The organism is Aliivibrio friggae, assembly GCF_057368515.1.
The window spans coordinates 852,346-877,457 of record NZ_CM170648.1 but is presented as its reverse complement, the minus strand read 5'-3'; the positions used below and the strand labels follow the sequence as shown (position 1 = coordinate 877,457).

Annotated in this window: 20 protein-coding genes and 1 tRNA gene; 11 read left to right on the top strand and 10 right to left on the bottom strand. The window is 38.7% G+C overall.

Features of this window, described 5'->3' with window-relative positions; all coding sequences use genetic code 11:
• Nucleotides 1–55: 55 nt before the first annotated feature.
• The 6 genes from clpX to htpG form a co-directional block, all read right to left on the bottom strand.
• Nucleotides 56–1,342 carry an ATP-dependent protease ATP-binding subunit ClpX gene (clpX, locus tag AC2INI_RS04150; protein WP_122035693.1) on the bottom strand — a complete coding sequence of 429 codons (1,287 nt, stop codon included), beginning with the start codon at nucleotides 1,340–1,342 and terminating at the stop codon, nucleotides 56–58.
• A gap of 86 nt (nucleotides 1,343–1,428) precedes the next feature.
• Nucleotides 1,429–2,052: an ATP-dependent Clp endopeptidase proteolytic subunit ClpP gene (gene clpP, locus AC2INI_RS04145; protein WP_012549607.1), complete on the bottom strand. Its 624-nt coding sequence runs from the start codon at nucleotides 2,050–2,052 to the stop codon at nucleotides 1,429–1,431.
• A gap of 105 nt (nucleotides 2,053–2,157) precedes the next feature.
• The gene (tig, locus tag AC2INI_RS04140; RefSeq protein ID WP_486305403.1) at nucleotides 2,158–3,456 is read right to left on the bottom strand and encodes a trigger factor; all 1,299 of its coding nucleotides are present in this window, start codon (nucleotides 3,454–3,456) and stop codon (nucleotides 2,158–2,160) included.
• A gap of 350 nt (nucleotides 3,457–3,806) precedes the next feature.
• Nucleotides 3,807–4,772, bottom strand: coding sequence for a ferrochelatase (gene hemH / locus AC2INI_RS04135; RefSeq protein WP_486305402.1), 966 nt, complete (start codon nucleotides 4,770–4,772; stop codon nucleotides 3,807–3,809).
• An 83-nt stretch (nucleotides 4,773–4,855) separates the two neighbouring features.
• Nucleotides 4,856–5,500, bottom strand: a complete 645-nt coding sequence (gene adk, locus AC2INI_RS04130) for an adenylate kinase (protein ID WP_122035697.1) — start codon at nucleotides 5,498–5,500, stop codon at nucleotides 4,856–4,858.
• A gap of 266 nt (nucleotides 5,501–5,766) precedes the next feature.
• On the bottom strand, nucleotides 5,767–7,665 hold the full coding sequence (gene htpG / locus AC2INI_RS04125; protein ID WP_122035699.1) for a molecular chaperone HtpG: 1,899 nt from the start codon (nucleotides 7,663–7,665) through the stop codon (nucleotides 5,767–5,769).
• A 216-nt stretch (nucleotides 7,666–7,881) separates the two neighbouring features.
• On the opposite strand from htpG, the gene AC2INI_RS04120 reads away from it, so the two are divergent.
• Together AC2INI_RS04120 and AC2INI_RS04115 are read left to right on the top strand one after the other, a co-directional pair.
• Complete coding sequence (locus AC2INI_RS04120) at nucleotides 7,882–8,763, top strand: winged helix-turn-helix domain-containing protein (RefSeq protein ID WP_486305401.1); 882 nt, start codon at nucleotides 7,882–7,884, stop codon at nucleotides 8,761–8,763.
• Nucleotides 8,754–9,299, top strand: a complete 546-nt coding sequence (locus tag AC2INI_RS04115; protein WP_122035703.1) for a regulatory protein ToxS — start codon at nucleotides 8,754–8,756, stop codon at nucleotides 9,297–9,299. Before AC2INI_RS04120 ends, AC2INI_RS04115 begins: the two co-directional genes overlap by 10 nt.
• A gap of 74 nt (nucleotides 9,300–9,373) precedes the next feature.
• On the opposite strand, the gene yfcE is transcribed toward AC2INI_RS04115, so the two are convergent.
• A complete protein-coding gene (gene yfcE / locus AC2INI_RS04110) occupies nucleotides 9,374–9,922 on the bottom strand; it encodes a phosphodiesterase (RefSeq protein WP_122035705.1) in 549 nt (182 codons plus the stop codon).
• Between the two features lie 133 nt (nucleotides 9,923–10,055).
• On the opposite strand from yfcE, the gene AC2INI_RS04105 reads away from it, so the two are divergent.
• The 6 genes from AC2INI_RS04105 to AC2INI_RS04080 all read left to right on the top strand — a co-directional run bounded on the left by AC2INI_RS04105 (nucleotide 10,056) and on the right by AC2INI_RS04080 (nucleotide 16,812).
• A complete protein-coding gene (locus AC2INI_RS04105; RefSeq protein ID WP_486305400.1) occupies nucleotides 10,056–10,961 on the top strand; it encodes a TIGR01777 family oxidoreductase in 906 nt (301 codons plus the stop codon).
• A 394-nt stretch (nucleotides 10,962–11,355) separates the two neighbouring features.
• Nucleotides 11,356–12,543 (top strand): glycine betaine/L-proline ABC transporter ATP-binding protein ProV, encoded by a 1,188-nt coding sequence (gene proV / locus AC2INI_RS04100; RefSeq protein WP_122035710.1) that lies wholly within the window; start codon nucleotides 11,356–11,358, stop codon nucleotides 12,541–12,543.
• A gap of 4 nt (nucleotides 12,544–12,547) precedes the next feature.
• Nucleotides 12,548–13,633 carry a glycine betaine/L-proline ABC transporter permease ProW gene (gene proW, locus AC2INI_RS04095; RefSeq protein WP_486305399.1) on the top strand — a complete coding sequence of 362 codons (1,086 nt, stop codon included), beginning with the start codon at nucleotides 12,548–12,550 and terminating at the stop codon, nucleotides 13,631–13,633.
• Nucleotides 13,634–13,635: 2 nt separating this feature from the next.
• Nucleotides 13,636–14,643: a glycine betaine/L-proline ABC transporter substrate-binding protein ProX gene (gene proX / locus AC2INI_RS04090; protein ID WP_486305398.1), complete on the top strand. Its 1,008-nt coding sequence runs from the start codon at nucleotides 13,636–13,638 to the stop codon at nucleotides 14,641–14,643.
• 154 nt (nucleotides 14,644–14,797) lie between these two features.
• Nucleotides 14,798–15,625, top strand: a complete 828-nt coding sequence (locus tag AC2INI_RS04085) for an SDR family oxidoreductase (RefSeq protein ID WP_122035718.1) — start codon at nucleotides 14,798–14,800, stop codon at nucleotides 15,623–15,625.
• A gap of 332 nt (nucleotides 15,626–15,957) precedes the next feature.
• Nucleotides 15,958–16,812 (top strand): thioredoxin family protein, encoded by an 855-nt coding sequence (locus tag AC2INI_RS04080; protein WP_122035720.1) that lies wholly within the window; start codon nucleotides 15,958–15,960, stop codon nucleotides 16,810–16,812.
• Nucleotides 16,813–16,843: 31 nt separating this feature from the next.
• On the opposite strand, the gene cueR is transcribed toward AC2INI_RS04080, so the two are convergent.
• Nucleotides 16,844–17,245 carry a Cu(I)-responsive transcriptional regulator gene (cueR, locus tag AC2INI_RS04075; protein ID WP_486305397.1) on the bottom strand — a complete coding sequence of 134 codons (402 nt, stop codon included), beginning with the start codon at nucleotides 17,243–17,245 and terminating at the stop codon, nucleotides 16,844–16,846.
• An 82-nt stretch (nucleotides 17,246–17,327) separates the two neighbouring features.
• On the opposite strand from cueR, the gene AC2INI_RS04070 reads away from it, so the two are divergent.
• Nucleotides 17,328–20,030, top strand: coding sequence for a copper-translocating P-type ATPase (locus AC2INI_RS04070; protein ID WP_486311222.1), 2,703 nt, complete (start codon nucleotides 17,328–17,330; stop codon nucleotides 20,028–20,030).
• 110 nt (nucleotides 20,031–20,140) lie between these two features.
• Nucleotides 20,141–20,575: a DUF411 domain-containing protein gene (locus AC2INI_RS04065; protein ID WP_486305395.1), complete on the top strand. Its 435-nt coding sequence runs from the start codon at nucleotides 20,141–20,143 to the stop codon at nucleotides 20,573–20,575.
• A 124-nt stretch (nucleotides 20,576–20,699) separates the two neighbouring features.
• On the opposite strand, the gene AC2INI_RS04060 is transcribed toward AC2INI_RS04065, so the two are convergent.
• Together AC2INI_RS04060 and ushA are read right to left on the bottom strand one after the other, a co-directional pair.
• Nucleotides 20,700–20,776 (bottom strand) — tRNA-Pro (locus AC2INI_RS04060).
• Nucleotides 20,777–20,966: 190 nt separating this feature from the next.
• The gene (gene ushA, locus AC2INI_RS04055) at nucleotides 20,967–22,628 is read right to left on the bottom strand and encodes a bifunctional UDP-sugar hydrolase/5'-nucleotidase UshA (RefSeq protein ID WP_162922537.1); all 1,662 of its coding nucleotides are present in this window, start codon (nucleotides 22,626–22,628) and stop codon (nucleotides 20,967–20,969) included.
• 396 nt (nucleotides 22,629–23,024) lie between these two features.
• On the opposite strand from ushA, the gene AC2INI_RS04050 reads away from it, so the two are divergent.
• Entirely contained in the window at nucleotides 23,025–24,899 is a 1,875-nt protein-coding gene (locus AC2INI_RS04050; RefSeq protein ID WP_486305394.1) for a methyl-accepting chemotaxis protein, read from the top strand.
• Nucleotides 24,900–25,112: the final 213 nt, after the last annotated feature.

Genomic DNA, 25,112 nt, shown 5'->3' with positions numbered 1-25,112 from the left:
AAAAATAAAAAAGGAGGCCAATGCCTCCTTTTTGTCTGTTTATTAGCTAAATACGCTATTCTGCAGATATTGCTTTTGTCTCTGTATTTTCAAACATCAACAGCGGTTCTGATTCACCATTGATTACAGATTCATCGATAACTACTTTAGAAACACCTTCTTTTGACGGTAGTTCATACATAGTATCTAGTAATATTGCTTCTAAAATTGAGCGAAGTCCACGAGCACCCGTTTTACGGTTCATTGCTTTTTTAGCAATCGCTCTCAAAGCATCTTCACGGAATTCAAGTTCTGCGCCTTCTAAATCAAATAATGCAGCATATTGCTTAGTTAATGCATTTTTTGGCTTACTTAGAATTTGAATTAATGCTTCTTCGTCTAATTCAGTTAATGTGGTTGTTACTGGAAGACGACCAATAAACTCTGGGATCAGACCAAATTTAACTAAATCTTCTGGTTCAATTTGCTTCAGTAAATCACCAACGGTTGCTTTATCATCTTGAGAACGAACATCAGCAGCAAAGCCAATTCCAGTTCCTGTTGCAACACGTTGTTCAATTACTTTATCTAAACCTGCAAACGCACCACCACAGATAAATAAGATTTTAGAAGTATCAACTTGTAAAAACTCTTGTTGTGGGTGTTTACGACCACCTTGAGGTGGTACTGATGCAATTGTACCTTCAATCAATTTCAATAGCGCTTGCTGAACACCTTCACCAGATACATCACGGGTAATTGATGGGTTTTCAGACTTACGAGAAATTTTATCTATTTCATCGATATATACAATGCCACGCTCCGCTTTCGCAGGGTCGTAGTCGCATTTTTGTAGTAGCTTCTGAATGATGTTTTCTACATCTTCACCTACATAACCAGCTTCTGTTAACGTGGTTGCATCCGCCATAGTAAACGGAACATCCAAAAAGCGAGCTAGCGTTTCAGCAAGTAATGTTTTACCACTACCTGTTGGACCGATAAGAAGAATATTACTCTTACCTAATTCAACGCCATCTTTTGTAGTATCGCCATTACGTAAACGCTTGTAGTGATTATATACCGCTACCGCTAGTACTTTTTTCGCATGCTCTTGACCGATAACATAATCATCTAGATGCTCACGAATGTTTTGCGGTGTTGGCAATGCTTCACTAGTCTCTTTTGGAGACAGAGTATTATCTTTTAGCTCTTCGCGAATAATGTCGTTACATAAATCAACGCACTCATCACAAACATAAACAGAAGGACCTGCAATTAGTTTACGAACTTCATGCTGGCTTTTTCCGCAAAAAGAGCAATATAGTAACTTTCCACTATTTTCGTCTTTACGCTTGTCTGTCATTTGCTAACCTCTTAAACGTTGTCTTTATGCTGTAAGTTTATACTAACTTACCTTCTTTGCTGTAAACGTTACTGCTTTTTTATTAATTAGTCACGCTTATTTAACACAGCATCTACAAGACCATATTTCACAGCATCATCAGCCGCCATGAAATTATCACGATCGGTATCTTTTTCGATCACTTCTAACGGCTGACCAGTATGTTCAGCAAGTAGCGTATTCAATTTCTTCTTAATTGTTAAGATTTCTTGAGCATGAATTTGAATATCAGATGCTTGGCCTTGGAAACCACCTAGTGGTTGGTGGATCATTACGCGTGAGTTAGGCAATACATAACGTTTACCTGGCGCACCACCTGCAAGTAAGAAAGCACCCATTGAACATGCTTGACCCATACATACTGTGCTCACATTTGGTTTAATGAACTGCATTGTGTCATAAATAGACATACCTGCAGTAACAGAACCACCTGGAGAGTTAATGTATAGGAAGATATCCTTATCAGGGTTTTCAGACTCAAGGAAAAGCAACTGTGCCACAACTAAGTTGGCCATGTGGTCTTCAACTTGACCTGTTAAAAAGATAACGCGCTCTTTTAACAGACGGGAATAAATATCATACGAACGCTCACCACGTGAAGTTTGTTCAACAACCATAGGAACAAGTGCATCCATAATAGAAGGCATTGCATTGTTTTCTTGATAGCTCATAACCGTATCCCTTATAAAATAAATGGTCCGAATGACACTTCATTCGAACCATTATTAGCAGATCTTGTGAAACTAAGTCAACTAACTACTTAATTAATTAAGAAATTAAGCAGGTTGTTGATTCATTAGTTCGTTAAAGCGCACTTCTTTATCAGAAACTTGTGCTTTAGCAAGAATTGCTTCAACTGCTTGTTCTTCTAGAGCAACATTACGCATGTTGTTCATCATTTGCTCGTTACCTTCGTAGTAAGCAACAACTTCAGTTGGATCTTCGTAAGCAGAAGCCATTTCGTTGATAAGTGCTTTTACTTTCTCATCGTCAGCTTTTAGTTCTTCAGACTTGATTACTTCACCAAGAAGAAGACCCACAACTACGCGACGTTTAGCTTGTTCTTCGAACAATTCACGTGGAAGTTCTGGTGCAGTATCAGCGTTGCCGCCAAAACGTTGAACAGCTTGTTGACGTAGAACTTCAACTTCTTGATCGATAAGAGCAGAAGGAACATCAATGTTGTTTTGCTCAACTAGACCGTTGATTGCTTGTTCTTTGATCTTGTTTTTAACAGCTTGAGCTAATTCACGCTCCATGTTCTTACGAACTTCAGCTTTAAGACCTTCAACACCGCCTTCAGCGCCGAACTTAGTTACGAACTCATCGTTCATTTCTGGAAGTTCACGAGCTTCAACTTTAACTACTGTAATAGCGAATTGCGCCGCTTTACCTTTTAGGTTTTCAGCGTGGTAATCTTCTGGGAAGTTAACATCGATAGTAAGTTCGTCGCCAGCTTTCTTACCTTTGATACCGTCTTCGAAGCCAGGGATCATACGACCTTGACCCATTTCTAGAGGGAAGTTATCTGCTTTTCCGCCTTCAAATAGTTCACCATCGATAGAACCAACAAAGTTGATTGTAGCGCGAGTACCATCTTCAGCAGCAACGTCAGCGTCAGCCCAAGTTGCTTGTTGCTTACGTAGCGTTTCTAGCATTTCTGCTACGTCTTCGTCTTTAACTTCAACTTGTGGTTTTTCAACAACAACTTTGTCTAGGCCTTGAAGTGTAACTTCTGGGTAGATTTCAAATGTTGCAGTGAATACTAAATCTTGGCCTTCAGCAAATTCTACTGGTGCAAATGTTGGTGCGCCTGCTGGGTTGATTTTGTCTTTAACGATCGCTTCAATGAAGTGACGTTGCATAACTTCACCCATTTTGTCGTGACGAACAGCGCTGCCGTACATTTTAGCAACCATCTTCATTGGCACTTTACCTTTACGGAAGCCATCGAAGCGACGATTTTTAGCGATGTTACGAAGTTCTGCATTTACAGCATCTTCAATGTTTGCAGCAGGAACAGTAATAGTTAGAACGCGCTCTAGGCCTTCTTTAGTTTCAACAGTAACTTGCATGTTTATATAAACCTCAAAATCGACTCAGGTTCTCTGAGTTTGCGACAAAAAATACGTGCCGCATCCTTGTGTTACAGGCCTAGTAAAATAGAAACCGTAACCCCTATGATTCGTGATACCAAATTGGGTATCTTCTTTTATCTGCTTATTTGAATAATAAGTAGATCGCGCATTTTATTAAATAAAACACGGCATTTAGCCAAGTGGCAAAATAAGACGCGATATTGTAGCGATCTGACCCATCTATGTCGAGGCTCACTACTCACGTAGATAATCTTTAATAAGAAATTGGGCAATGAGTTGTACTTTTCAACCCTTATAAATGCTTTTTTTCTAAAAAACAGACCTAATTATTGAGAAAATTTCTTATTGACGATATCGGCCATCATTTCAATATGTAATTGGTCATCATTCAAGCAAGGAATAAAGGTGTATTTTTGACCGCCTGCTTCCATAAATATCTCTTTACACTCTTCCGCTAACTCTTCTAATGTCTCTAAACAATCAGAAGAAAAAGCAGGGCTAATGATATCTAAAGAGGTAACCCCTTTTGGTGCCAATTCAGTTAATGTTTCTGACGTATATGGCTGCAGCCAAGCTTCTCGTCCAAAGCGAGATTGGTAGCTCATACCAATATGTTCTGACGTCAGATTCAGCTCTTTTGCTAGTAATTCAGTTGTGCGTTCACAGTGCTTTGCATACACATCGCCATTATCAACAAAGCGTTGTGGGATCCCATGATATGAACATAAAACGTAGTCCCCTTTGCCATTTTCTTCCCATGATCGTTTAATCGAATCAGCCAAGGCTTTTATGTAAAGTGGGTGATCATGATAGTTATGAACCAGCGAGAAATTAGGCAACACCGGGGTGGTTTTATATTGCTTAGCAATTTGATCAAATACTGCCGCTGTTGTTGTTCGAGAATACTGGGGGTACAAAGGTAAAATTACGATTTCTTCGCACCCTTGCTCTTCTAATTGTTCAATCCCTGATTTAATTGTCGGTTGACCATAAGTCATACCTAAAGCAACAGGTATAGAAAGATGTTCTTGCAACGCTCTCATTTGACGTTGTGAATAAACCATTAAAGGCGAGCCTTCATCCATCCACACACTTTCATATAACTTAGCTACTTTAGGGGCTCTGATCGGAAGAATGACACCATGAAGCAACGGACACCAAAGAAAACGAGTCATATCAACAACACGCTTATCATGTAAAAATTCAGACAAGAACGTTTTTACTGCCGATGCCGTTGGCGCTGTTGGTGTCCCAAGGTTAACTAACAGCACTCCTGCTTTCTTATTATTCACAATCATTATCCATTATTTTTATAAAAAAAAGGCGACCAATAAGGCCGCCTTCAATATAACAATAAATTGTTCGTTAGGTAAGATTACGAAAGTGCTTTTTCGATCTCAGCACTAACTTCTGCAACTAACTTAGTACCATCGAATTTAAGGTACTGAGTTTTACCTGCTTCAGCTTCTTTATTGTAGTAAGCAATAAGTGGTGCTGTTTGCTCATGGTAGATACCAAGACGAGCAAGAACAGTCTCTGGTTTATCATCTTCACGAATAACAAGAGGCTCGCCAGTTACGTCATCTTGACCTTCAACTTTAGAAGGGTTAAATGTAACGTGGTAAGTACGACCAGAAGGCAAGTGAGCACGACGACCAGACATACGCTCAACGATTACTTCGTCAGCAACATCAAATTCAAGAACGTAATCGATAGATACACCATTCTCTTTTAAGCCATCTGCTTGAGGGATCGTACGAGGGAAACCATCTAGTAGGAAACCTTTAGCGCAATCTTCTTGAGCAATACGCTCTTTAACAAGACCAAGAATGATCTCATCAGATACAAGTTGACCAGCATCAATTACAGACTTAGCTTGTTTGCCTAGCTCAGTACCCGCTTTAATCGCAGCACGTAACATGTCACCTGTAGAGATTTGTGGAATACCATATTTATCCATGATGAACTGAGCTTGAGTACCTTTACCCGCACCAGGTGCACCTAAAAGGATGATACGCATTGTTTTCCCCTTAAAATTTAATCTTGGAATTTATACCAAACCTTACAAATAGAATGAATTACTATCTATAAACTTAGGTATAAGTTTTATTTCTAAAAATAAGCCGTGAAAGATACACGGAACTGAGAACGCTATCAAGTTTGAGATGAAAATAGCGAACTCTAACGATTCTAGAATGTAACGGCTCTCAATAAAAAACAATGAGACCTTAGTGCATTATTGCCACTCAAGATCTCATTCATTTTATTTTTACAGCGATTGCTCTATTACTTTGATAATAACTGATTCATCGCACTTAAGAATTGTGATGGATCATCTAAAGAGCCACGTTCTGCTAACATTGCTTGACCAAGTAACATTTCAACCCAACGACCAAATGCTTCTTCATCTGCTTCATCAGCCATTTGCTTAATAAGTGCATGCTCAGGGTTAATTTCAAAAATGTATTTCACTTCAGGAGCCGCTTGGCCAGCAGCTTCTAAAAGTTTCGCCATTTGTGTACCCATTTCAAAGTCATCAGTAACGACAACAGCAGGTGTTGTTGCTAATTTAAACGTAGTACGAACTTCTTTAACTCGATCGCCTAAATAAGATTTAGTGCGCTCAACAACAGATTTAAACTCTTCTACTGTCTCTTTTTGTTTCTCTTTTTCAGCATCATCCTCAAACTTACTTAAGTCTAATCCTGCTTTGGTAATTGATTGGAATTGTTTACCATCGAATTCAGTTAAGTAGCTCATCAGCCACTCATCAATACGATCGTACATTAGAACAACTTCAATGCCTTTAGCTTTAAATTGCTCTAGGTGTGGGCTGTTTTTCGCTGCTGCATAACTATCAGCCGTTAGATAGAAGATCTTATCTTGCTCTTCTTTCATACGCTCAACATAACCCGCTAGGCTTATTGCTTGTTCTGCACTGTCTTTTTCTGTCGTAGCAAAACGCAGAAGGCCAGCGATTTTATCTTTATTAGCAAAATCTTCAGCCAAGCCTTCTTTTAGTACTTGGCCAAACTCTTTCCAGAAAGTTAGGTATTTTTCATCGTCTTTCTTCGCCGTTTTCTCAAGCATACCTAGTACACGTTTAGTACATGCACTACGTAATGACTGAGTCACTTTATTATCTTGAAGAATTTCACGAGAAACGTTTAGTGGTAGGTCATTTGAGTCAATCAAACCCTTAACAAAACGTAAGTAGCTAGGCATAAACTGTTCTGCGTCATCCATAATGAATACGCGTTGAACATACAGTTTTAAACCACTTTTATGATCACGATTCATCATATCAAATGGGGCTTTTGCAGGGATATATAGAAGACTGGTGTAATCGTTCTTACCTTCTACTTTGTTGTGGCTCCAAGTAAGTGGATCTGCAAAATCATGAGATACGTGCTTATAAAACTCTTGGTACTCAGCATCTTCAATTTCTGATTTACTGCGAGTCCAAAGTGCTTGCGCCTTGTTTACTTGCTCCCACTTACCCTCTTTATCTTTTCCTTCTTCGTCTTTTTCAACGGTCCAGATAGAAACAGGAATACCGATGTGATCAGAGTACTTACCAATCACTTCTTTTAGACGCCACTCACTTAAAAACTCTTTACCTTCATCACGCATATGAAGAATGATATCAGTACCACGAGTCTCTTTTGTGATGTCCTCAATAGTGTAGTCGCCTTCACCTTCTGAATGCCATTGAACCGCTTGATCTTTTGACACACCAGCTTCACGCGTGCGTACTGTTACTGCATCAGCTACAATAAATGCAGAATAAAAACCAACACCAAATTGACCAATCAATTGAGAGTCTTTACTTTGATCGTCTGATAATTTTGAAAAGAAATCAGCTGTACCTGATTTTGCAATTGTTCCAAGATGCTCAATAACATCTTCACGACTCATGCCAATGCCGTTATCTGAAATAGTTAATGTGTTGGCTGCTTCATTAAAAGACAGTTTTACACCAAGCTCTGCATTACCTTCATATAAATCACCATTTGATAGTGCTTTGAAGCGTAATTTATCCGATGCGTCTGATGCATTTGAGATTAATTCACGTAAAAAAATCTCTTTATTTGAATACAAAGAGTGAATCATTAGATGAAGTAGTTGCTTAACTTCTGACTGAAAGCCGCGTGTTTCTTTGTTATTAATCGTTTGATCGCTCATCTATAAAACTCCGAAATAGGACAATATGTATTTAACTTACAAGTGTAATATGGACTTATAAACCGTAATTCAAGGTAAAGGAATGTAAAAAACACTGTTTTTTTGCTTTTTTTATACTATAAAATGCGCAATGATAAGTTTTGACATTAAATAGACATTCTAAAAATGATACTTAGATATCATTCATAAGAATCACCATTACTGAGTTAACAACCAATGAATATAGAAAATAACAAAATTATTATTGGCAACCGGTTTCTATTCGATCCAAACGATAATAGCCTCATTGATACATTAAATGATGACGAAATTATCCGCATCGGTGGTAATGAGAGCCGCGTTTTAAGCCTGCTTATTCAAGAACCAGGGAAGGTTGTTAGTCGTCATGAACTACATGAATATGTATGGCGAGATCAAGGATTTGAAGTCGATGATTCTAGTTTAACACAAGCTATTTCGACACTACGAAAAATGCTACAAGACCCAACAAAGCTACCCGTCTATGTAAAAACGGTGCCTAAACGTGGCTATCAGTTTATTTCAACAGCCGTTCCACAAATGGGTGAAGAATCATTATCTAGCGTTGAAGTAGATACGGTAGTAGTTAATGATATTGATGCTCCAGAAACTGAACATCAAGAAAAGACATCGCAAGAAACAGTCGCAAGTAGCAGCGATAATAATAACGACATTAAAACATCAACAGTAACTACTAAACATTCGCACAAGCCTCAAGCTCACTTGTCTTTACTTGGTACGTTAACACTGATCATCGCATTTATTTTACCTATTATTGCCTATGTGAATCACACACCAAAATCTGATGCATTTGTACAAGTGGCAAATTATGACGAAGTACCTATTTTCGTCCCTGTTAACCACCCTAATATCGATAAATGGCAACCTCTGATTGAGCAATGTACTGTCTTTTATAATTCAAACCATGTTGATACGCTAAAACCAATAGAAGTTATTGCGACGAGTGGTCAACCAAATCAAATCACATTGAATTATATTCATCATGAAGAACACAGCGATCAAAGCATTAGTGTCCGATTATTGATTGATCAAAAAGAGGTAGATAACGTATGTGGCTAAATAGCGAACAACTTCCATTTACAAAGCGCTTTTTCCCTGTCGCTCTTCTTCTTATTTCAATGATAGGCAGTGGATGGTTTTATTGGGAAAGTGACAGTAAAGTAGAACAACTATTAACATCGAAAGAATGGCAAAGTATGAGTACGGTTCGTATTGATACTGATTATGGTGATATGGGTCCGTTAAAGCGTGCCGATATTAAATCAAATGTCGTTTATCTCCCTAATAAAACGTACTCAAAATCATCAACCTTAACGATTTTTAGTGCGCTTTCTGAGAATGTCGATCCATTAACGATTAACGTAATGGAAACCGGCAACTGGGACTACAGTGGTGATTATTTATTAATAGATCCGATTGAGTTTAAAGACGTTACTGCAAGTGATAATAAAGATTTCTCTGGCCCACAGAAAAAACTCATTATGCGCGTATTCAGAATGGATGCTCAACAAAGTAAACGTGTTGACGTAATTAATGATAAAACATTGCTATTAACAAGCTTAAATTACGGTTCTGGTATTTTATTCTCGCATTGATGATAGAAACACCATTAATATAAATGTCAGATATAAAAAAAGAAGCCAGTGGCTTCTTTTTTTATATCTTAAGATTAAAGTGTAATCGTATTTAAAACGTTTCCATCAAAGTCTAATACCGATAATCTAGAGTCATGAAGTAGGCCGTAGCTTGGTTTACTTTCCTCACCACGTGGGAACGTCGTTGAACCTGGATTAAAGATAATTTGCTCCCCTTGCCATTCTGCTACCGTTATATGCGTATGACCATGAGCAATAATGTCTCCTTTTTTTAATAAAGGACGTTTATCTGCATTATAAACATGACCATGCGTTAAAAATAACTTCTGCCCTGTCGGTAACAAAACAATATTGTAATCAGCCATGATCGGAAAAGATAACAGCATTTGATCGACTTCACTGTCACAATTCCCTCTTACAGCAATGATAGACTCTGCGTATTGATTTAATAATTCAGCAACCGCGATTGGATCATGGCCTTCAGGAATTGGATTTCTTGGTCCGAAATTAATCAGATCACCAAGAAGAATTAAATGATCCGCTTTAGAGGCCACAAACGTATCAATCATTCGTTGAGTCGCAGTTAAAGAGCCATGGAGATCAGAAGCAAAAAATAATTTCACGAGAGTCCTTACAAATACTTAAGAAACAGTTCAAACCCAAAGTATAAAGGAAAACAAGATGAAAGTTGCCAATCAGTGAACTCTATTTATACTTAATATAGTTTACTATTATAAATATCTTGCAGGAGACGAGATGAAAATACTCATTACAGGCAGTACTGGATTAATAGGGAAACAGCTATTAGACCACCTTAAAGGCCATCACCTAGTGCTTTTAACTCGTGATATGGAAAAAGCAGAATCGACGTTAAGTCATCTTGCTTTACCCCATGTCGATTTCATTTCAGATCTCTCTTCATTTTCTAACGTTAACGACATTGATATTATTATCAATCTAGCTGGTGAGCCGATTGCTGATAAAAAATGGACTCGAAAACAAAAAAAAATCATTACAGATAGTCGATGTGATCTAACCGATAAATTAGCCAAGCTTTGCCTTAATTCTACAACGCCACCACGTTGTTTTATATCAGGCTCTGCGATTGGGTATTATGGTGATAACGGATCGCAAGATGTTGATGAAACGACAAAAACTATCTCAACCGATTTCGCTCATCAAGTCTGTCAACAATGGGAGAATAAAGCACTACAAGCTCAAAATGAGTTAACTCGTGTTTGTATCTTACGGACGGGTGTCGTTCTCTCTCTATCTGGTGGAGCACTAAAAAAAATGCGACTTCCCTACCAATGCGGATTAGGTGGTCCTATTGGCAATGGCAAACAATATATGTCTTGGATACATATTGATGACATGGTTCATGGAATACTGCATTTAATAGAGCAAGATGACAGTAATGGAATTTATAACTTAACAGCACCACACCCAGTAACTAATAAAACCTTTAGTCAAACACTCGCCAAAACTCTAAAACGCCCTCACTTTCTGTATACACCGAATATAGTAATTAAATCAATTCTTGGTGAAGCATCTGTTTTATTAACCGACAGCCAAAGAGTTCGTCCAAAGCGAATCGTACATGAAGGATTTAAGTTTCGTTACTCTCGAATTGAATCTGCGTTGAAACACTTATTGAGCTAAGTTAAATCGCCTTAGCAAGCCAATAACCAAGCCTCTACGCATACCCACGTTACAACCCCACATCATTTACTGAGTGATTGAACAATAAATCACTCAGTAAATTTAATTCGTACTCAAATTAATTATAAAAATACCCTGTTAATCTATTAAAACCATTCAGATATATCCTCTTATCTTAAATATAACAAAACACGTTACCACACAAAGACACACCCACAATCAATCCATTAAAAACAATGATATACTGTAGATTTAGTTATTTTATTTTAATAAGAAAACCAAAGAAAAATAAATAACAAGCCATTTTACAACATGGCAATCATTGATAAGTCACGGAAATTTAATTATAGTACTAACGAATTTTCAATAAGCATAGCTTACAAAGGACTTAAAAATGAATCCCATACTGGAAGTTAAGGGACTGTACAAAGTGTTTGGAGAGGACACTGATCGCGCCTTCACAATGATTAAGAAAGGCGCAAATAAAGACGACGTGTTTGAGAAAACAGGATTAACTATTGGTGTTAATGACGTCTCTCTCAGTATTCATGAAGGTGAGATTTTCGTTATTATGGGCCTTTCTGGTTCAGGTAAATCCACCCTAGTTCGCCTTCTCAATCGACTTATCGAACCGACTCAAGGCAATGTACTCCTCAGAGGAAAAGACATTGCACACATCTCTGAAGAAGAACTCCGCGAAGTTCGCCGCAATAATATCTCAATGGTTTTTCAAAATTTTGCCCTAATGCCACACATGACTGTCATTGAAAATGCAGCCTTTGGTTTAGAGCTAGCGGGTGTTGACGTTGAACAGCGCAAAAAATGTGCTCTAAGTGCACTAGAACGAGTTGGTCTTGATGTTTATGCAGAATCTTACCCTGATGAATTATCTGGCGGTATGAAACAGCGTGTCGGTCTTGCAAGAGCACTCGCTTGTGATCCTGATATTCTTTTAATGGACGAAGCATTTTCTGCTCTTGATCCGTTGATTAGAACGGAAATGCAAGATGAGCTGATTCGCCTACAAAATGATGATAAACGTACCATCGTCTTTATTTCTCATGATTTAGATGAAGCGATGCGTATTGGGGACAGAATTGCCATCATGCAAAATGGTGAAGTAGTTCAAGTTGGTACTCCTGATGACATCCTCAACAACCCTGCAAATGATTATGTTGAAGCTTTCTTTCGTGGTGTTAATGTCGCAAACGTCTTAACAGCCAAAGACATTGCTCGTAAAAAACCTGCCGCTATGTTTAAGAAATCAGAACACGATGGTCCAGCCTCAGCTCTTCAGTATCTAATGGATAACGACAGAGAATATGGCATCGTTGTCGATAAGAGCAGTCTCTATTCTGGCATCGTTTCTGTAGATTCTCTTCGCGAAGCACATAACGACAATAGATCGTTAGTCAGCGCACAATTGGCTGATGGTATAACGCTCAAACCAAACCAAGCTATCAATGATATTTTAGGTTTAGTTGCGAATGTACCTTACTCGGTGCCTGTGGTTGACGAAAATGGTAAGTATTTTGGTGTTGTGACGAAATCACGACTACTTCAGACGTTAGATAAGGGGTAGAACGATGTCATCAGATCAAACAAACAATGACCCATGGTCACAAACAACAACACAAGCAAATGATGATCCATGGGGGCAAGCAAGCGATACATCAGCGTCAGCAGATTGGTTAAGCAGCGAAGTGGTTGAAACCAAAGCCTTTGACCCATTAAACCCATTTGAAGAAGCCGTACTTCCTGTTGATGTTTGGGTAGAATCAGGCTTGAACTGGTTAGTTGAACATGGCCGTCCATTATTTCAAGCTATTCGTGTTCCTATCGATTTCATCTTGGGCTCTTTTGAAACGGCACTAGTCTCCACGCCTGCGCCCTTTATGCTCATGATTCTATTTTTGCTCGCGTGGCAATTTTCTAACCTTAAGTTAGGTATCTCAACAGCAGCTTCGTTACTCGTAATTGGGCTTATCGGTGCTTGGTCTGAAGCGATGACAACACTATCACTCGTAATGACCTCAGTCTTTTTCTGTCTGCTTATCGGATTACCTATGGGGATCTGGCTGGCAAGAAGCAAGACGGCAGCCAAATTTGTTCGACCTGTTTTAGATGCAATGCAAACCACACCCGCTTTTGTTTATTTAGTACCAATTGTAATGCTATTTGGTATCGGTAATGTTCCTGGTGTTGTCGTAACTATCATTTTCGCATTACCTCCCGTTGTACGTTTAACTATCCTAGGTATTCAACAAGTACCAGAAGAGTTAATCGAAGCTGGCCATTCATTTGGTGCCAGTAAAAAACAAATGCTGTATCGCATTCAACTGCCACTAGCACTACCTACCATTATGGCAGGAGTTAACCAAACCTTGATGCTATCACTATCTATGGTGGTTATTGCGTCAATGATCGCGGTCGGTGGATTAGGTCAAATGGTATTAAGAGGTATCGGACGCTTAGATATGGGTCTGGCTGCTGTTGGTGGTTTGGGTATTGTTATTCTTGCTATTTTACTCGACCGAATCACCCAAGTATTAGGGGTAAACGCAGGTAACACTAAATTACGTTGGTACAACATGGGACCGGTGTCCATCTTACTAAATATGTTTGCTCAGAAAAAAGAACTAAAAACAGAATTAAAACTTAAGGAGAAATAAGAATGATTAATTCATGGAAGAAAGCACTAACGGTAAGTATCGTTTCCACTTTGGCTTTATCGTCAAATGTATGGGCAGAAAAACTACCTGGTGAAGGCGTTACTGTTCAAGCTCTTCAATCAACCGTTGCTGAAGAGACGTTTCAAACATCAATTGTAAACCGCGCACTTGAAGAGCTAGGCTACGATGTTCAACCAACAAAAGAAGTTGATTACAACGTTGCTTATACCTCAATCGCAAAAGGCGATGCGACTTTTCTTGCGGTAGGTTGGTTCCCTCTTCATGCTGACAAATACAAAATGTCTGGTGGTGATGATAAATTTTACCGCCAAGGTCAATATGTTAGTGGTGCAGCGCAAGGTTACTTAATTGATAAAAAAACGGCTGAAAAATACGGCATCACTAATATTGGTCAATTAAAAGACCCAAAAATTGCAAAATTGTTTGATGCAAATGGTGATGGTAAAGCAGACCTTACCGGCTGTAACCCTGGCTGGGGTTGTGAAATGGTAATCGAACACCAAATTGGTGCTTATCAACTTGAAGACACCGTCAGCCATAACCAAGGTAACTATGCCGCAATCATTGCTGATACCATTTCACGTTACAAAAATGGTGAGCCTGTTATCTATTATACTTGGACACCTTATTGGGTAAGTGGCGTTCTTGTTCCTAATAAAGATGTAGTATGGCTAGAAGTACCGTTCTCTGCTCTTCCAGGGGATCGTAAAGATGTTGATACTACTCTATCTAATGGTAAAAACTACGGTTTTGAAATGAACTCTATGCGCATCATTGCTAATAAAGAGTTTGCGGCACAAAACCCTGCAGCAGCTAAATTATTTGAAATCATCAAACTAAACATTAATGACGTTAGTGCACAAAACATGATGATGAGTAAAGGTAAAAACAGCTCAGCTGATATTGAATCTCACGTTAATGGCTGGATAAAAGCAAATCGACCTTTATTCAACTCTTGGTTAGCTGAAGCGAAAAAAGCAGCGATCTAACTTACCTAGTTAACATTAATAGCCTTATTATTTGAAAACACTAAAAAGACCAATGGCATCTGCTATTGGTCTTTTTTATATTTAAAAAATCAATGAACGACTACTCAACTCTGCTTTATACTCATCTTAACGTTACTCATTAGAGATAAAATTCATGACGCGAACCATATTTATTACAGGCTGTTCAACAGGTATTGGCTATACCGCTGCCCATCAATTACAGCAGCATGGCTTTAACGTTATAGCCTCGTGCCGAAAACAAGAAGACGTCGCACGATTGCAAAGCGAAGGGTTAACCTGCCTTTATTTAGACTATAGCGACTCACAAAGTATTACTAACGCGGTTGCGGATATAATTAGACTTACTGATGGTAAATTATACGGATTGTTCAATAATGGCGCATATGGTCAAGCTGGAGCCCTTGAAGATCTACCAAGGGATGCATTAAAGGAGCAGTTCGAGGCAAACTTCTTTGGTTGGCATCAATTAGTCACAGAACTACTTCCGGTAATGAGAAAGCAAGGTGAAGGCCGTATCATTCAAAACAGCTCTGTATTAGGTATTGTTGCGATGAAATATCGTGGGGCTTATAACTCATCAAAGTTCGCAATTGAAGGATGGACTGACACATTACGCCTAGAACTCTCAGAGACAAATATCAAGGTTAGCTTAATTGAACCAGGTCCAATTGAAACCGAATTCCGCTCTAATGCACTGAAAGCATTTAAAAAATGGGTAAATGTAGATAATAGTTACCATAAAGAAAAGTACCTTATTCAACAACAACGACTTGAAAAAGAACAGTCCGGTAGTGCTTTTGTCCTTCCGGCAGATTCTATTATTCCTCCCCTGCTCCACGCACTTAATTCATCAAGACCAAAAAACCGCTATCGCGTCACTTTCCCCACTCATTTGTTTGCGGTTCTAAAACGATTATTACCAACAAAGTACTTAGATATGATCTTAAATAAGAGTGATTAACCTAACTTTATACTGTCATCAGTGTGTAATATTTAATAAATATGAGAAAAGAGTGAAAATGTAATATTAGTGTCATATTGAAAACGTATATTCATTCCTATCCGGTAGATGGTGTTTTTTCGGGGGGAATATGACACTAGGTAAAATCAACTGGATCTGTGTGAGTGTTGCTGTTGCGGTATTCATACTGATCTAACAATTGTCTTCGCTTGTACTTTGAATAGCCACTATAATTTCTTTTATAGTGGCTTTCTTCTTTCTATTTCCTTGAAAAACAATATAACTTCCCATATATCTATATAAAGAATAAATACTGTTTTTAGGGAAAGATCATGCAACCAGAACATAGCGTTGAACTAAACGAACAAAACTTCCAACAAATTTTAGAAAGCTCAATGCAAACCCCTGTGCTAATCCACTTCTGGGCGCCAATGAGCCAAGAAAGTATTGCCGTTATTCCAGGCTTACAACAACTTTCCCAGCAATACGGTGATGCTGTTACTCTTGTTATGCTTAACTGCGAAGAACAACAAGGTCTTGCTCAGCAATTTGGCGTTCAAACTTTACCGACGATAGCTTTATTTAAAAATAGCCAAGCCATCGATGGTATGGGTGGACCTCAAACCATCGAAGCTATTCAGGGGATGCTAAACAAACACCTACCAAGCCAAGAAGAACTTCAATTAGGCCAAGCCTTTAAACTGGTTGAAGAAGGCGAATATCAAGCAGCTCTTCCTACTCTTCTTGCATTACTTGAGCACTTTGGTGGTAATGGACAAATTAAGCTGCACATTGCGCAATGTTATATTGAGACTCAAGCTTACGATCAAGCAGAAACAATTCTTTCTGAAATTTTAATGCAAGATCAAGACAGCAAATACAAAGAATTAATCGCTAAACTTGAGTTACATAAACAAGCCGGAAATACACCAGAGATCCAAGCATTAGAAGATACCTACAGCGCAGATCCAACCAATAATGAAGTCGCTTTAGAGCTTGCGATCCAATACAGCCAAGTAAACCGTCAAGAAGAAGCATTAGAGATCCTAATGACTGCTTTATTGAAAGATCTGAATGCCCAAGATGGTCAAATGAAAAAAGCCATGATGGATATTTTATCCGCTCTTGGTCAAGGTAACCCTATTGCAGGTCAGTACCGTCGCCAGCTTTACTCATTACTTTATTAATTTATTAATTTATCGAACAATAAGCCTGTTGCTACTTTTTATCGTGGCAGCAGGTTAATCCTTTAATAATAGGACAATCATGCCCTTCATCACCAGGGCACGCATTTGCTAACTCTAATAATGTTTGCTTCATTCCCTCAAGTTCTTGGATCTTCGCTTCAATCTCTGCCACTTTCTCTAACGTTTTTTTCTTTACGTCAGCGCTGCGACGATTAGGATTACTTGATAAACTTAATAGTTCTTGGCACTCTTCTAGACTAAAACCCACCAATCTTGAACGCCTAATCAACTGTAATTCTTCCACTTGAGCGGCTGTATATTGACGATAGCCATTAGCACTTCGACTCGCCTCTTTGATCACACCTTTACTTTCATAAAATCGAATTGCTTTCGCTGTTAATCCGGTTAACTTCGCTACTTCACTAATATTCATTTTAAACTCATTTAATCTCTTGACCTTCCATTTACTGTAAGGTTTATTATTAGCAATATCAAGAATAGTTAACGAGGTTATTATGAGTCAGGAATTTACTCTTCCATTATCAGGATTAAACTGTGGTCGTTGCGTAGCAAAGGTTGAACAAGAGCTTGCTAACACCCCAAATATATCTCAATACTCAGTAACCAAGTCGGAACTTGCACTAACGACAACACTGACTTACCAAGACATCGCTGAAATTATTGAGCAACTCGGTTATTCTATTCCTGAACCAAAACGAGTGTCACTGTATCTCGCAGGATTGAATTGCAATAAATGCATAAATAAAACCAAAGAAGCCTTGAGTACACTCTCCCATTCAAGCATTGAAGTCATCTCAACAACAGAGCTTGTCTTTAATACTACACAACCACAAGAGTTGATCATCGAGCTGATTGAATCAATCGGATTTCAAGCAAGTACTACCCCATTTAACGTTGGTAACGCACTCGATTCAAACAATGAATCACCATCAAAACCAAGCATAAATAATTCTGTAGAATCGCTGCAATCTATCGATAAAAAAACAACGCAATTGATATTAACAGGCATGACTTGTGCCAGCTGTGTCGCCTCAGTAGAGAGCATTATTACACATGTTGATCATGTTGAATCAGCAACGGTTAACTTGGCTGAACGTACCGCACTCATCCACGGTGATGTGAATGTCACAGAGCTCATTCAAGCGATAGAAGCTGGAGGCTATGGGGCAGAACTAAGTCTCAGTGAAGACCAACGTCGCGCAAGACAAAAAGAATTATTTTTAAAAACAACCAGTACACATAAAAAGAACACTATTATCTCACTCGCCATTGGCGCACCACTAATGTTGTGGGGTGTTTTGGGTGGCAATATGCAAATCACCACCGTTAATGATCAATTAGCATGGGCAGTTATTGGCCTGATTTGTTTAGGTTTACTGCTTACTGCGGGTAAACACTTTTATGTAAATGCATGGAAAGCCTTTACTCATCACAGAGCAACCATGGACACTTTAGTCGCATTAGGGACAGGCTCTGCTTGGCTTTATTCTATGGCGTTGGTTATCTCACCTGAGTTTTTTCCACTGCAAGCTCGTCATGTCTATTTTGAAGCCACCGCGATGATTTTAGGCTTAATTACACTTGGTAACTTGATAGAAACTAAAGCCCGAAACCGCACGTCTACCGCGATTGAAAAACTGTTGGATCTGCAACCACAGACAGCAACAGTGATACAAAATGGTCAAGAGCTGGTATTACCAATAGTTCAGGTCACTCAAGGCATGATAATTAAAATCAAACCTGGTGAAAAAATACCTGTTGATGGCTCTATTGTTAGTGGTGAGAGTTATCTAGATGAAGCCATGCTTACTGGTGAGCCTTTACCTTGTTTAAAATCCAAAGATGACACTGTTCATGCTGGAACGATTAATCAACAAGGCAGCTTTACGTTTATTGCAACAAACGTTGGTGAAAACACCATGCTAGCACGCATCATTTCAATGGTCCGAAATGCACAAAGTAGCAAACCAAAGTTAGCGAAGTTAGCTGACCAAATTTCATCGGTATTCGTCCCAAGCGTGATGATCATTGCTATTGTATCGGCATTAATTTGGTATAACTTTGGACCAGAGCCAACTTCTAGTTATATGCTAGTTGTTGCTACAACGGTACTTATTATTGCTTGTCCTTGTGCACTTGGTCTTGCAACCCCAATGTCAGTCACCGTTGGCATAGGTAAAGCCGCCGAATTTGGTGCGCTGATCAAAGATGCAGATGTACTTCAAACGGCAAGTACAATAGATACTGTTGTTGTTGATAAAACAGGAACATTAACCGAAGGAAAACCTACAGTAACCAAAGTCACTGGTTTTAATGGCCATACAGAGGCTGATATTATCTCATTAGCCGCTGCGGTAGAAAGTCACTCTGAGCACCCATTAGCTCAAGCGGTTATAAATTATTTAAAGAAAAATTCTTGGGATAATATCAACAGTACCGACTTTATCGCTCAATTAGGATTAGGAGCCTCAGCCACTGTTAATGCTAATACGGTTTACATTGGTAATCGTACTTATTTAGCAAATAACAACATTGATATTCCAGGCGTCACTGTCTCTGTATCAGCAACACCACTGTATGTAGCCATTCAAAATGAGTGTATTGGTGTTATTGAAGTCAGTGACTCAATTCGAGCAGACTCTGCGTTAGCGATTAATCAATTCACCCAGCTTGGTATCAATGTGGTTATGTTGACTGGAGATCGCCAAGAAACAGCGCAACACGTTGCAAAAGAATTAGGGATTAAACACGTCATTGCAGGTGTACTTCCTGATGGAAAAGCTCAGGCAATTCAAACCCTACAAGCCCAAGGTAAAAAAGTCGCCATGATTGGTGATGGTATTAATGATGCACCAGCTCTCGCACAAGCAGAGGTTGGTATCGCCATGGGTAATGGCAGTGATGTTGCGATTGAAAGCGCTCATCTTACGCTAATGAATCACTCATTACTCACCGCTGTAAGCGCCATTGAATTATCTAAAGCCACAATGAAAAACATGAAACAGAATTTATTTGGTGCTTTTGTTTATAACACCGTCGGCATTCCTATTGCTGCGGGCATTTTATTTCCATTCACCGGCATGCTACTAAGCCCAGTGGTTGCAGGTGCTGCAATGGCATTATCTTCAATTACCGTCGTAACCAATGCAAATCGATTACGACTATTTACCCCTCGTTCTCAACGAGATCTTCATTAAATAACAAAGGAGCGTCACATGATTAATTTATTCGGTATTGCTCTGATTATTGCCATTATTTACTGGTTTTGGCTATCACCTAATTCAAAATAACCTTTGGAAAACCCACTATGAAAAACTTTAAATTAGCTTTACTTCCATTTGTTCTATTTAGCACTTCGGCCTTTGCTGCTACTGAAGTTATGACCTACAAATCACCTTATTGTGGCTGCTGTACTGAGTGGGTCGAACATATGGAAGATAACGGATTTAATGTGAAGATTGAAGATCATGAAGACATGAATCCGATAAAACAAAAACTTGGCGTAGAGCCGCGTCTGGCTTCTTGTCATACAGCAGTTATCGATGGCTACGTATTTGAGGGGCATATACCAGCCGCAGACATTAAAAATTTCTTAGCTAACCCTAAAGACTTTAAAGGCCTAGCTGTCCCTGGAATGCCAATGGGTTCACCAGGAATGGAATATGGTGACAAGAAAGATAAATACCAAGTTGTTGCATTTAAAGAGAATGGAAAATTAGCGTTATTTAATACTCATAACTAGGGTCTTTAAAGAATAATAGGTGTTGATAGCTATCAATACCTATTAATTTCTCAAATAAAGTGGTTAGAATTTATATTACAGACGCAAAAAAGCCGCATCATTTCTGATGCGGCTTTTTTAAAAGTGGTCGGTGAAGAGGGATTCGAACCCCCGACCCTCTGGTCCCAAACCAGATGCGCTACCAAGCTGCGCTATTCACCGAAATGTTAACTAGATGTCGGTTTAAATACCTTGTCTGTGTCAACGAGGGCTATAATACTGCCTGTGAGTTTTTTGACAAGCATTATTTTGTTTTTTCTTTTCGTTCGCTTATAAAACCGACAAACTGTTGAATTCATAAACAAAAGCCTCTAAAACAATAACGAATTAGAGGCTTATCTTCTTTTATTGATTATTTATAAGTAATCTCACCACGTGGGGCAAACTTATTTACATCAATTGGGCTGTTTGTTTCTAAGAACTCTTTAAGTACTTCAGCATCCACAAAACCAGTATTTACATAGCCTGGGTGATCTGAAATTTTAGGGTAACCATCACCACCCGCTGCATTATAGCTTGGGATAGTAAAGCGGTATGTATTATCTAGACGTAATTGCTTACCACCGATAAATACATTTGATACTTTACCATTCTCAACTGTCATCTTAATGCCCGCAAATTGAGCATAAGCACCAGAATCAATAGGTTTTGTTGCCACGACATTCAAATAATCCAACACTTCTTGGCCTGTCATATCTGCATAAGTAACAATGTTGCCAAATGGTTGAACCGTTAATACGTCTTTATACGTTACATCACCCGCTTCAATTGAATCACGTACACCGCCAGAGTTCATTACTGCGAAATCAGCTTTTGCACGAGTCATGTGAGAAGTTGCAATTAGACGGCCTAGGTTTGTTTGTTGGAAACGAACCACATTACGATCACCTTCTAACTTACCGTTAGTTGATGCAATTTTTACATTTAACTGGCCTTGACCTTTTTCTTGGTAAGGAGTTAAGAATGCAAGTAATTCTGGATCTTGAGCAATTTCTTCTTGAATAAAGACGCGTTGTTTTTTACCGTCGATCTTCACTTTCTTCTTCAAGTTAACAGGAATTAGATTGTAGCTAACCATTTCTAATTCACCATTACGGAATTCAAAATCAGCTTTACCTACGTATTTGCCCCATTCGTGAGCCTGAACAATCCAAGTACCATTTTGTTGGTCTGGTTTACACTCATCACCTGGCGTAAAGTTCTTTTTAGCCACATTTGGGCCTTCCATACAAACAGGCTCTTGTGAGTGACCACCCACAATCATGTCTAGTTCACCTAAATCAAGTGAACGCGCTAGTGCAACATCGCCAGGGGCGTTGATACCGCGTTGACCATTCTCATAGTGCCCCATATGCGTTACTGCAAAGATAAGATCCGGTTTTTCATTTTCTTCTAATTCTGCAATGATCTTTTTCGCTTCAACTTTAGGATCGCGGAATTCTAATTCACCAATATATTCAGGGTTACCAATTTTAGCTGTATCTTCGGTAGTAAAGCCAACAACGGCAATTTTAATACCTTGTTTTTCAAAGATTTCATAAGCTTGGTATTTGCGCTCACCGGTTTCTTTATCATAAATATTTGCAGACAACATTGGGAAGTCAGCCCAGTTGATTTGCTTTTGAAGAACATCTAATGGGTTATCAAACTCATGGTTGCCTAATGCAATCGCATCATAACCAATTTTATTCATACCTTTAAAATCTGGTTCAGCATCTTGAAGATCTGATTCTGGAACACCCGTATTAATATCACCACCAGAAAGAAGAAGCACACTGCCGCCTTCAGCTTGAACATCTGCACGCAACTCATCAATCAGCGTTTTACGCGCTGCCATGCCGTACTCACCGTATTTATTCTGCCAAAAACGACCGTGGTTATCGTTTGTATGTAACACCGTTAGCTTATACGTAGTATCTTCTTGCCATGCATGCTCAGTTGTTGTTGCACAGCCTGCTAGCGTTGTAACTAATGCAGCAGCAATCGCTGTTTTTAGAGAAAGACGTTCCATCATGTTTCACCATTCATTTAAGGGGGATAAACTAGACCAAATCAATCAATTATGAGTGCTTCAATCCAATAACCTGACCAAGTTTAAAAGAATTACGTTTTACTCTCACATTGATTTCATAAATATGTCTGTTAGATCACTAAAAATAGCTCATAAATTACTAAGAAATAATAAAACTAAAAGTAGCAGAATACTAAACGCACAAGGCAAACGTTTACTTTGTCAATAAGTTACGAGGCAAAAAAATATTTATGGTTAATATAATAAATATTTTCATATGTTTTAGATGAAATGGGTTAAGTTTTACATATGTTTTCCGATAACAAATTAGGCCTTATAAAAAAATTAATAGTAGGCACTATTTTTTAGCAAAATTAACCCATGGATTTAGGTAGTATAATGAAACTAAAACATAAACTAATAGGTGCAAGTGTACTCGCTGTCGTAATTACTGCATCAGCATTAACTTGGCTTGCTTCAAGTCAGTTATTCGAACAGACTCGTAACGGGGTATACTCTCGTGCAGAAAGTGTTACTTCTGCGGCAACTACAGGGATCTCAAATTGGATTTCTATCAAAGCTGAAATTGCTCATGCAACTAATGACTACACCCAAGAAGATGATATTGTTTCGTTTTTACAGTTAAGTCGTAAAGCGGGTGGGTTCGATGACATCTTCTTTGGTACTCCTCAAGGTGATATGTACCGCTCTCATCCAGAAAGAAACCGTGCCGATTATGACCCTCGTCAGCGTCCTTGGTATCAAGAAGCACAACGAGAAAACAAACAAATCATTACCTCTTCATATCAAGATGCAATTACTCAATCCCTTCTAGTAACTATCGCGGAACCAACATACAAGAATGGTACTTTCTTAGGTGTCATTGGTGCTGATGTACTTATCGATCAACTGATTGATGATGTAATCAGCCTTGATGCAGGTAAAGATACTATTACAATGCTGATTGACAGTGATGGGACTTTCTTAGCTCATCCAAATAAATCTCTAATCAAAAAAGAAGTAAACCGCTACTTCTCTGATATGACTCCACAAAGCATCCAAGAGTCTATTTCTCTAAAGCGTATCGATGTTGCCGAAATCAATGGCGACACTAAATTAGTGTATTTTGCAAAAGTACCCAACACCAATTGGACATTTGCTGTTGAGATGACACAAGCAACAGAAGAAGCTGCTCATACAGCCCTACTTCGTGAAATTATTCTACTTAGTATTGTTCTAACCGTTATTGTTGCTATTGGTGTAACAATATTAGTAAATATTCTATTCAGAGATTTACTTCGAGTTTCTGATGCACTTGCTGAAATATCTTCAGGTGAAGGTGATTTAACACAACGCCTAGAGCCAAATAGTAATGATGAAGTTGGTCAACTAGCGATTAATTTCAATATCTTTGTCGGAAATATGCACTCAATGGTCTGTCGCCTACGTGACATATCTACAACCTTAGCTAGCCAAGCAAACTCAACCGCAGAAAGTGCTGAAGAACGTAATGTTCGCATTCAACACCAGATGGATGAGATTAATATGGTCGCAACAGCAATCAATGAAATGGCTGCAGCAACGCAAGAGATTGCAGGCAATGCTGATAATACCGCTCAAACAGCAGAAGAAACGGTTACAGCATCAAGCCATGGTGCGGAGCAAGTAAGCCAAAGCCAACACTCAATTGATAACTTAGCAAAAGAAGTTGAAACAGCGACTGGCGTGATTGAAGAGCTTCATCACAACGCTCAAAATATCAATACGATTCTTTCAACTATCCAAAATATTGCAGAACAAACTAACTTGCTTGCATTGAATGCGGCCATTGAAGCAGCTCGAGCAGGCGAACAAGGTCGTGGTTTTGCTGTGGTAGCTGATGAAGTTCGTATTTTGAGTCAACGTACTCATGCATCGACTCAAGAAATTCAACAAATGATTGAAACGCTACAAGGAACCACTCAAAAAGCCGTTGGGATCATGCAAGATAGTCAAACGTTAGCTAATACTAGTGTTGAAGATGCTCAATCTGCCTCAGCGAGTTTATTACAAATCACTAACTCAGTAACTCAGATCAGCGATATGGCAGCTCAAATTGCAGCGGCAGCAGAAGAACAGTCATCAGTAACTGAAGAGATAACTCGAAATACTGAAGCCGTTCGTGATGTATCCAATGAGTTAACAGAAGAAACAAAGCAATCGGTTATTCAAGCGTCAGAATTATCTGAACTATCGAGTGAATTAAAACAAGAAATCGATCGCTTTAAACTATAATTACAACAATCGTATAAATTAAGACAGAATATGAATGACATATTCTGTCTTTTTCTTTCAGAAAATCCACCTACATGCCAGTTAAATTCAGAGTATTCCACTGTTTATTGTAAAAAAACAACAAGCAAAAGCCACGTGCTACAGTTAATTGATTGATTTTAAAACAACAAATACCATTACCACCTTATAGCTACCACTTTGGGGTAGTTTTAT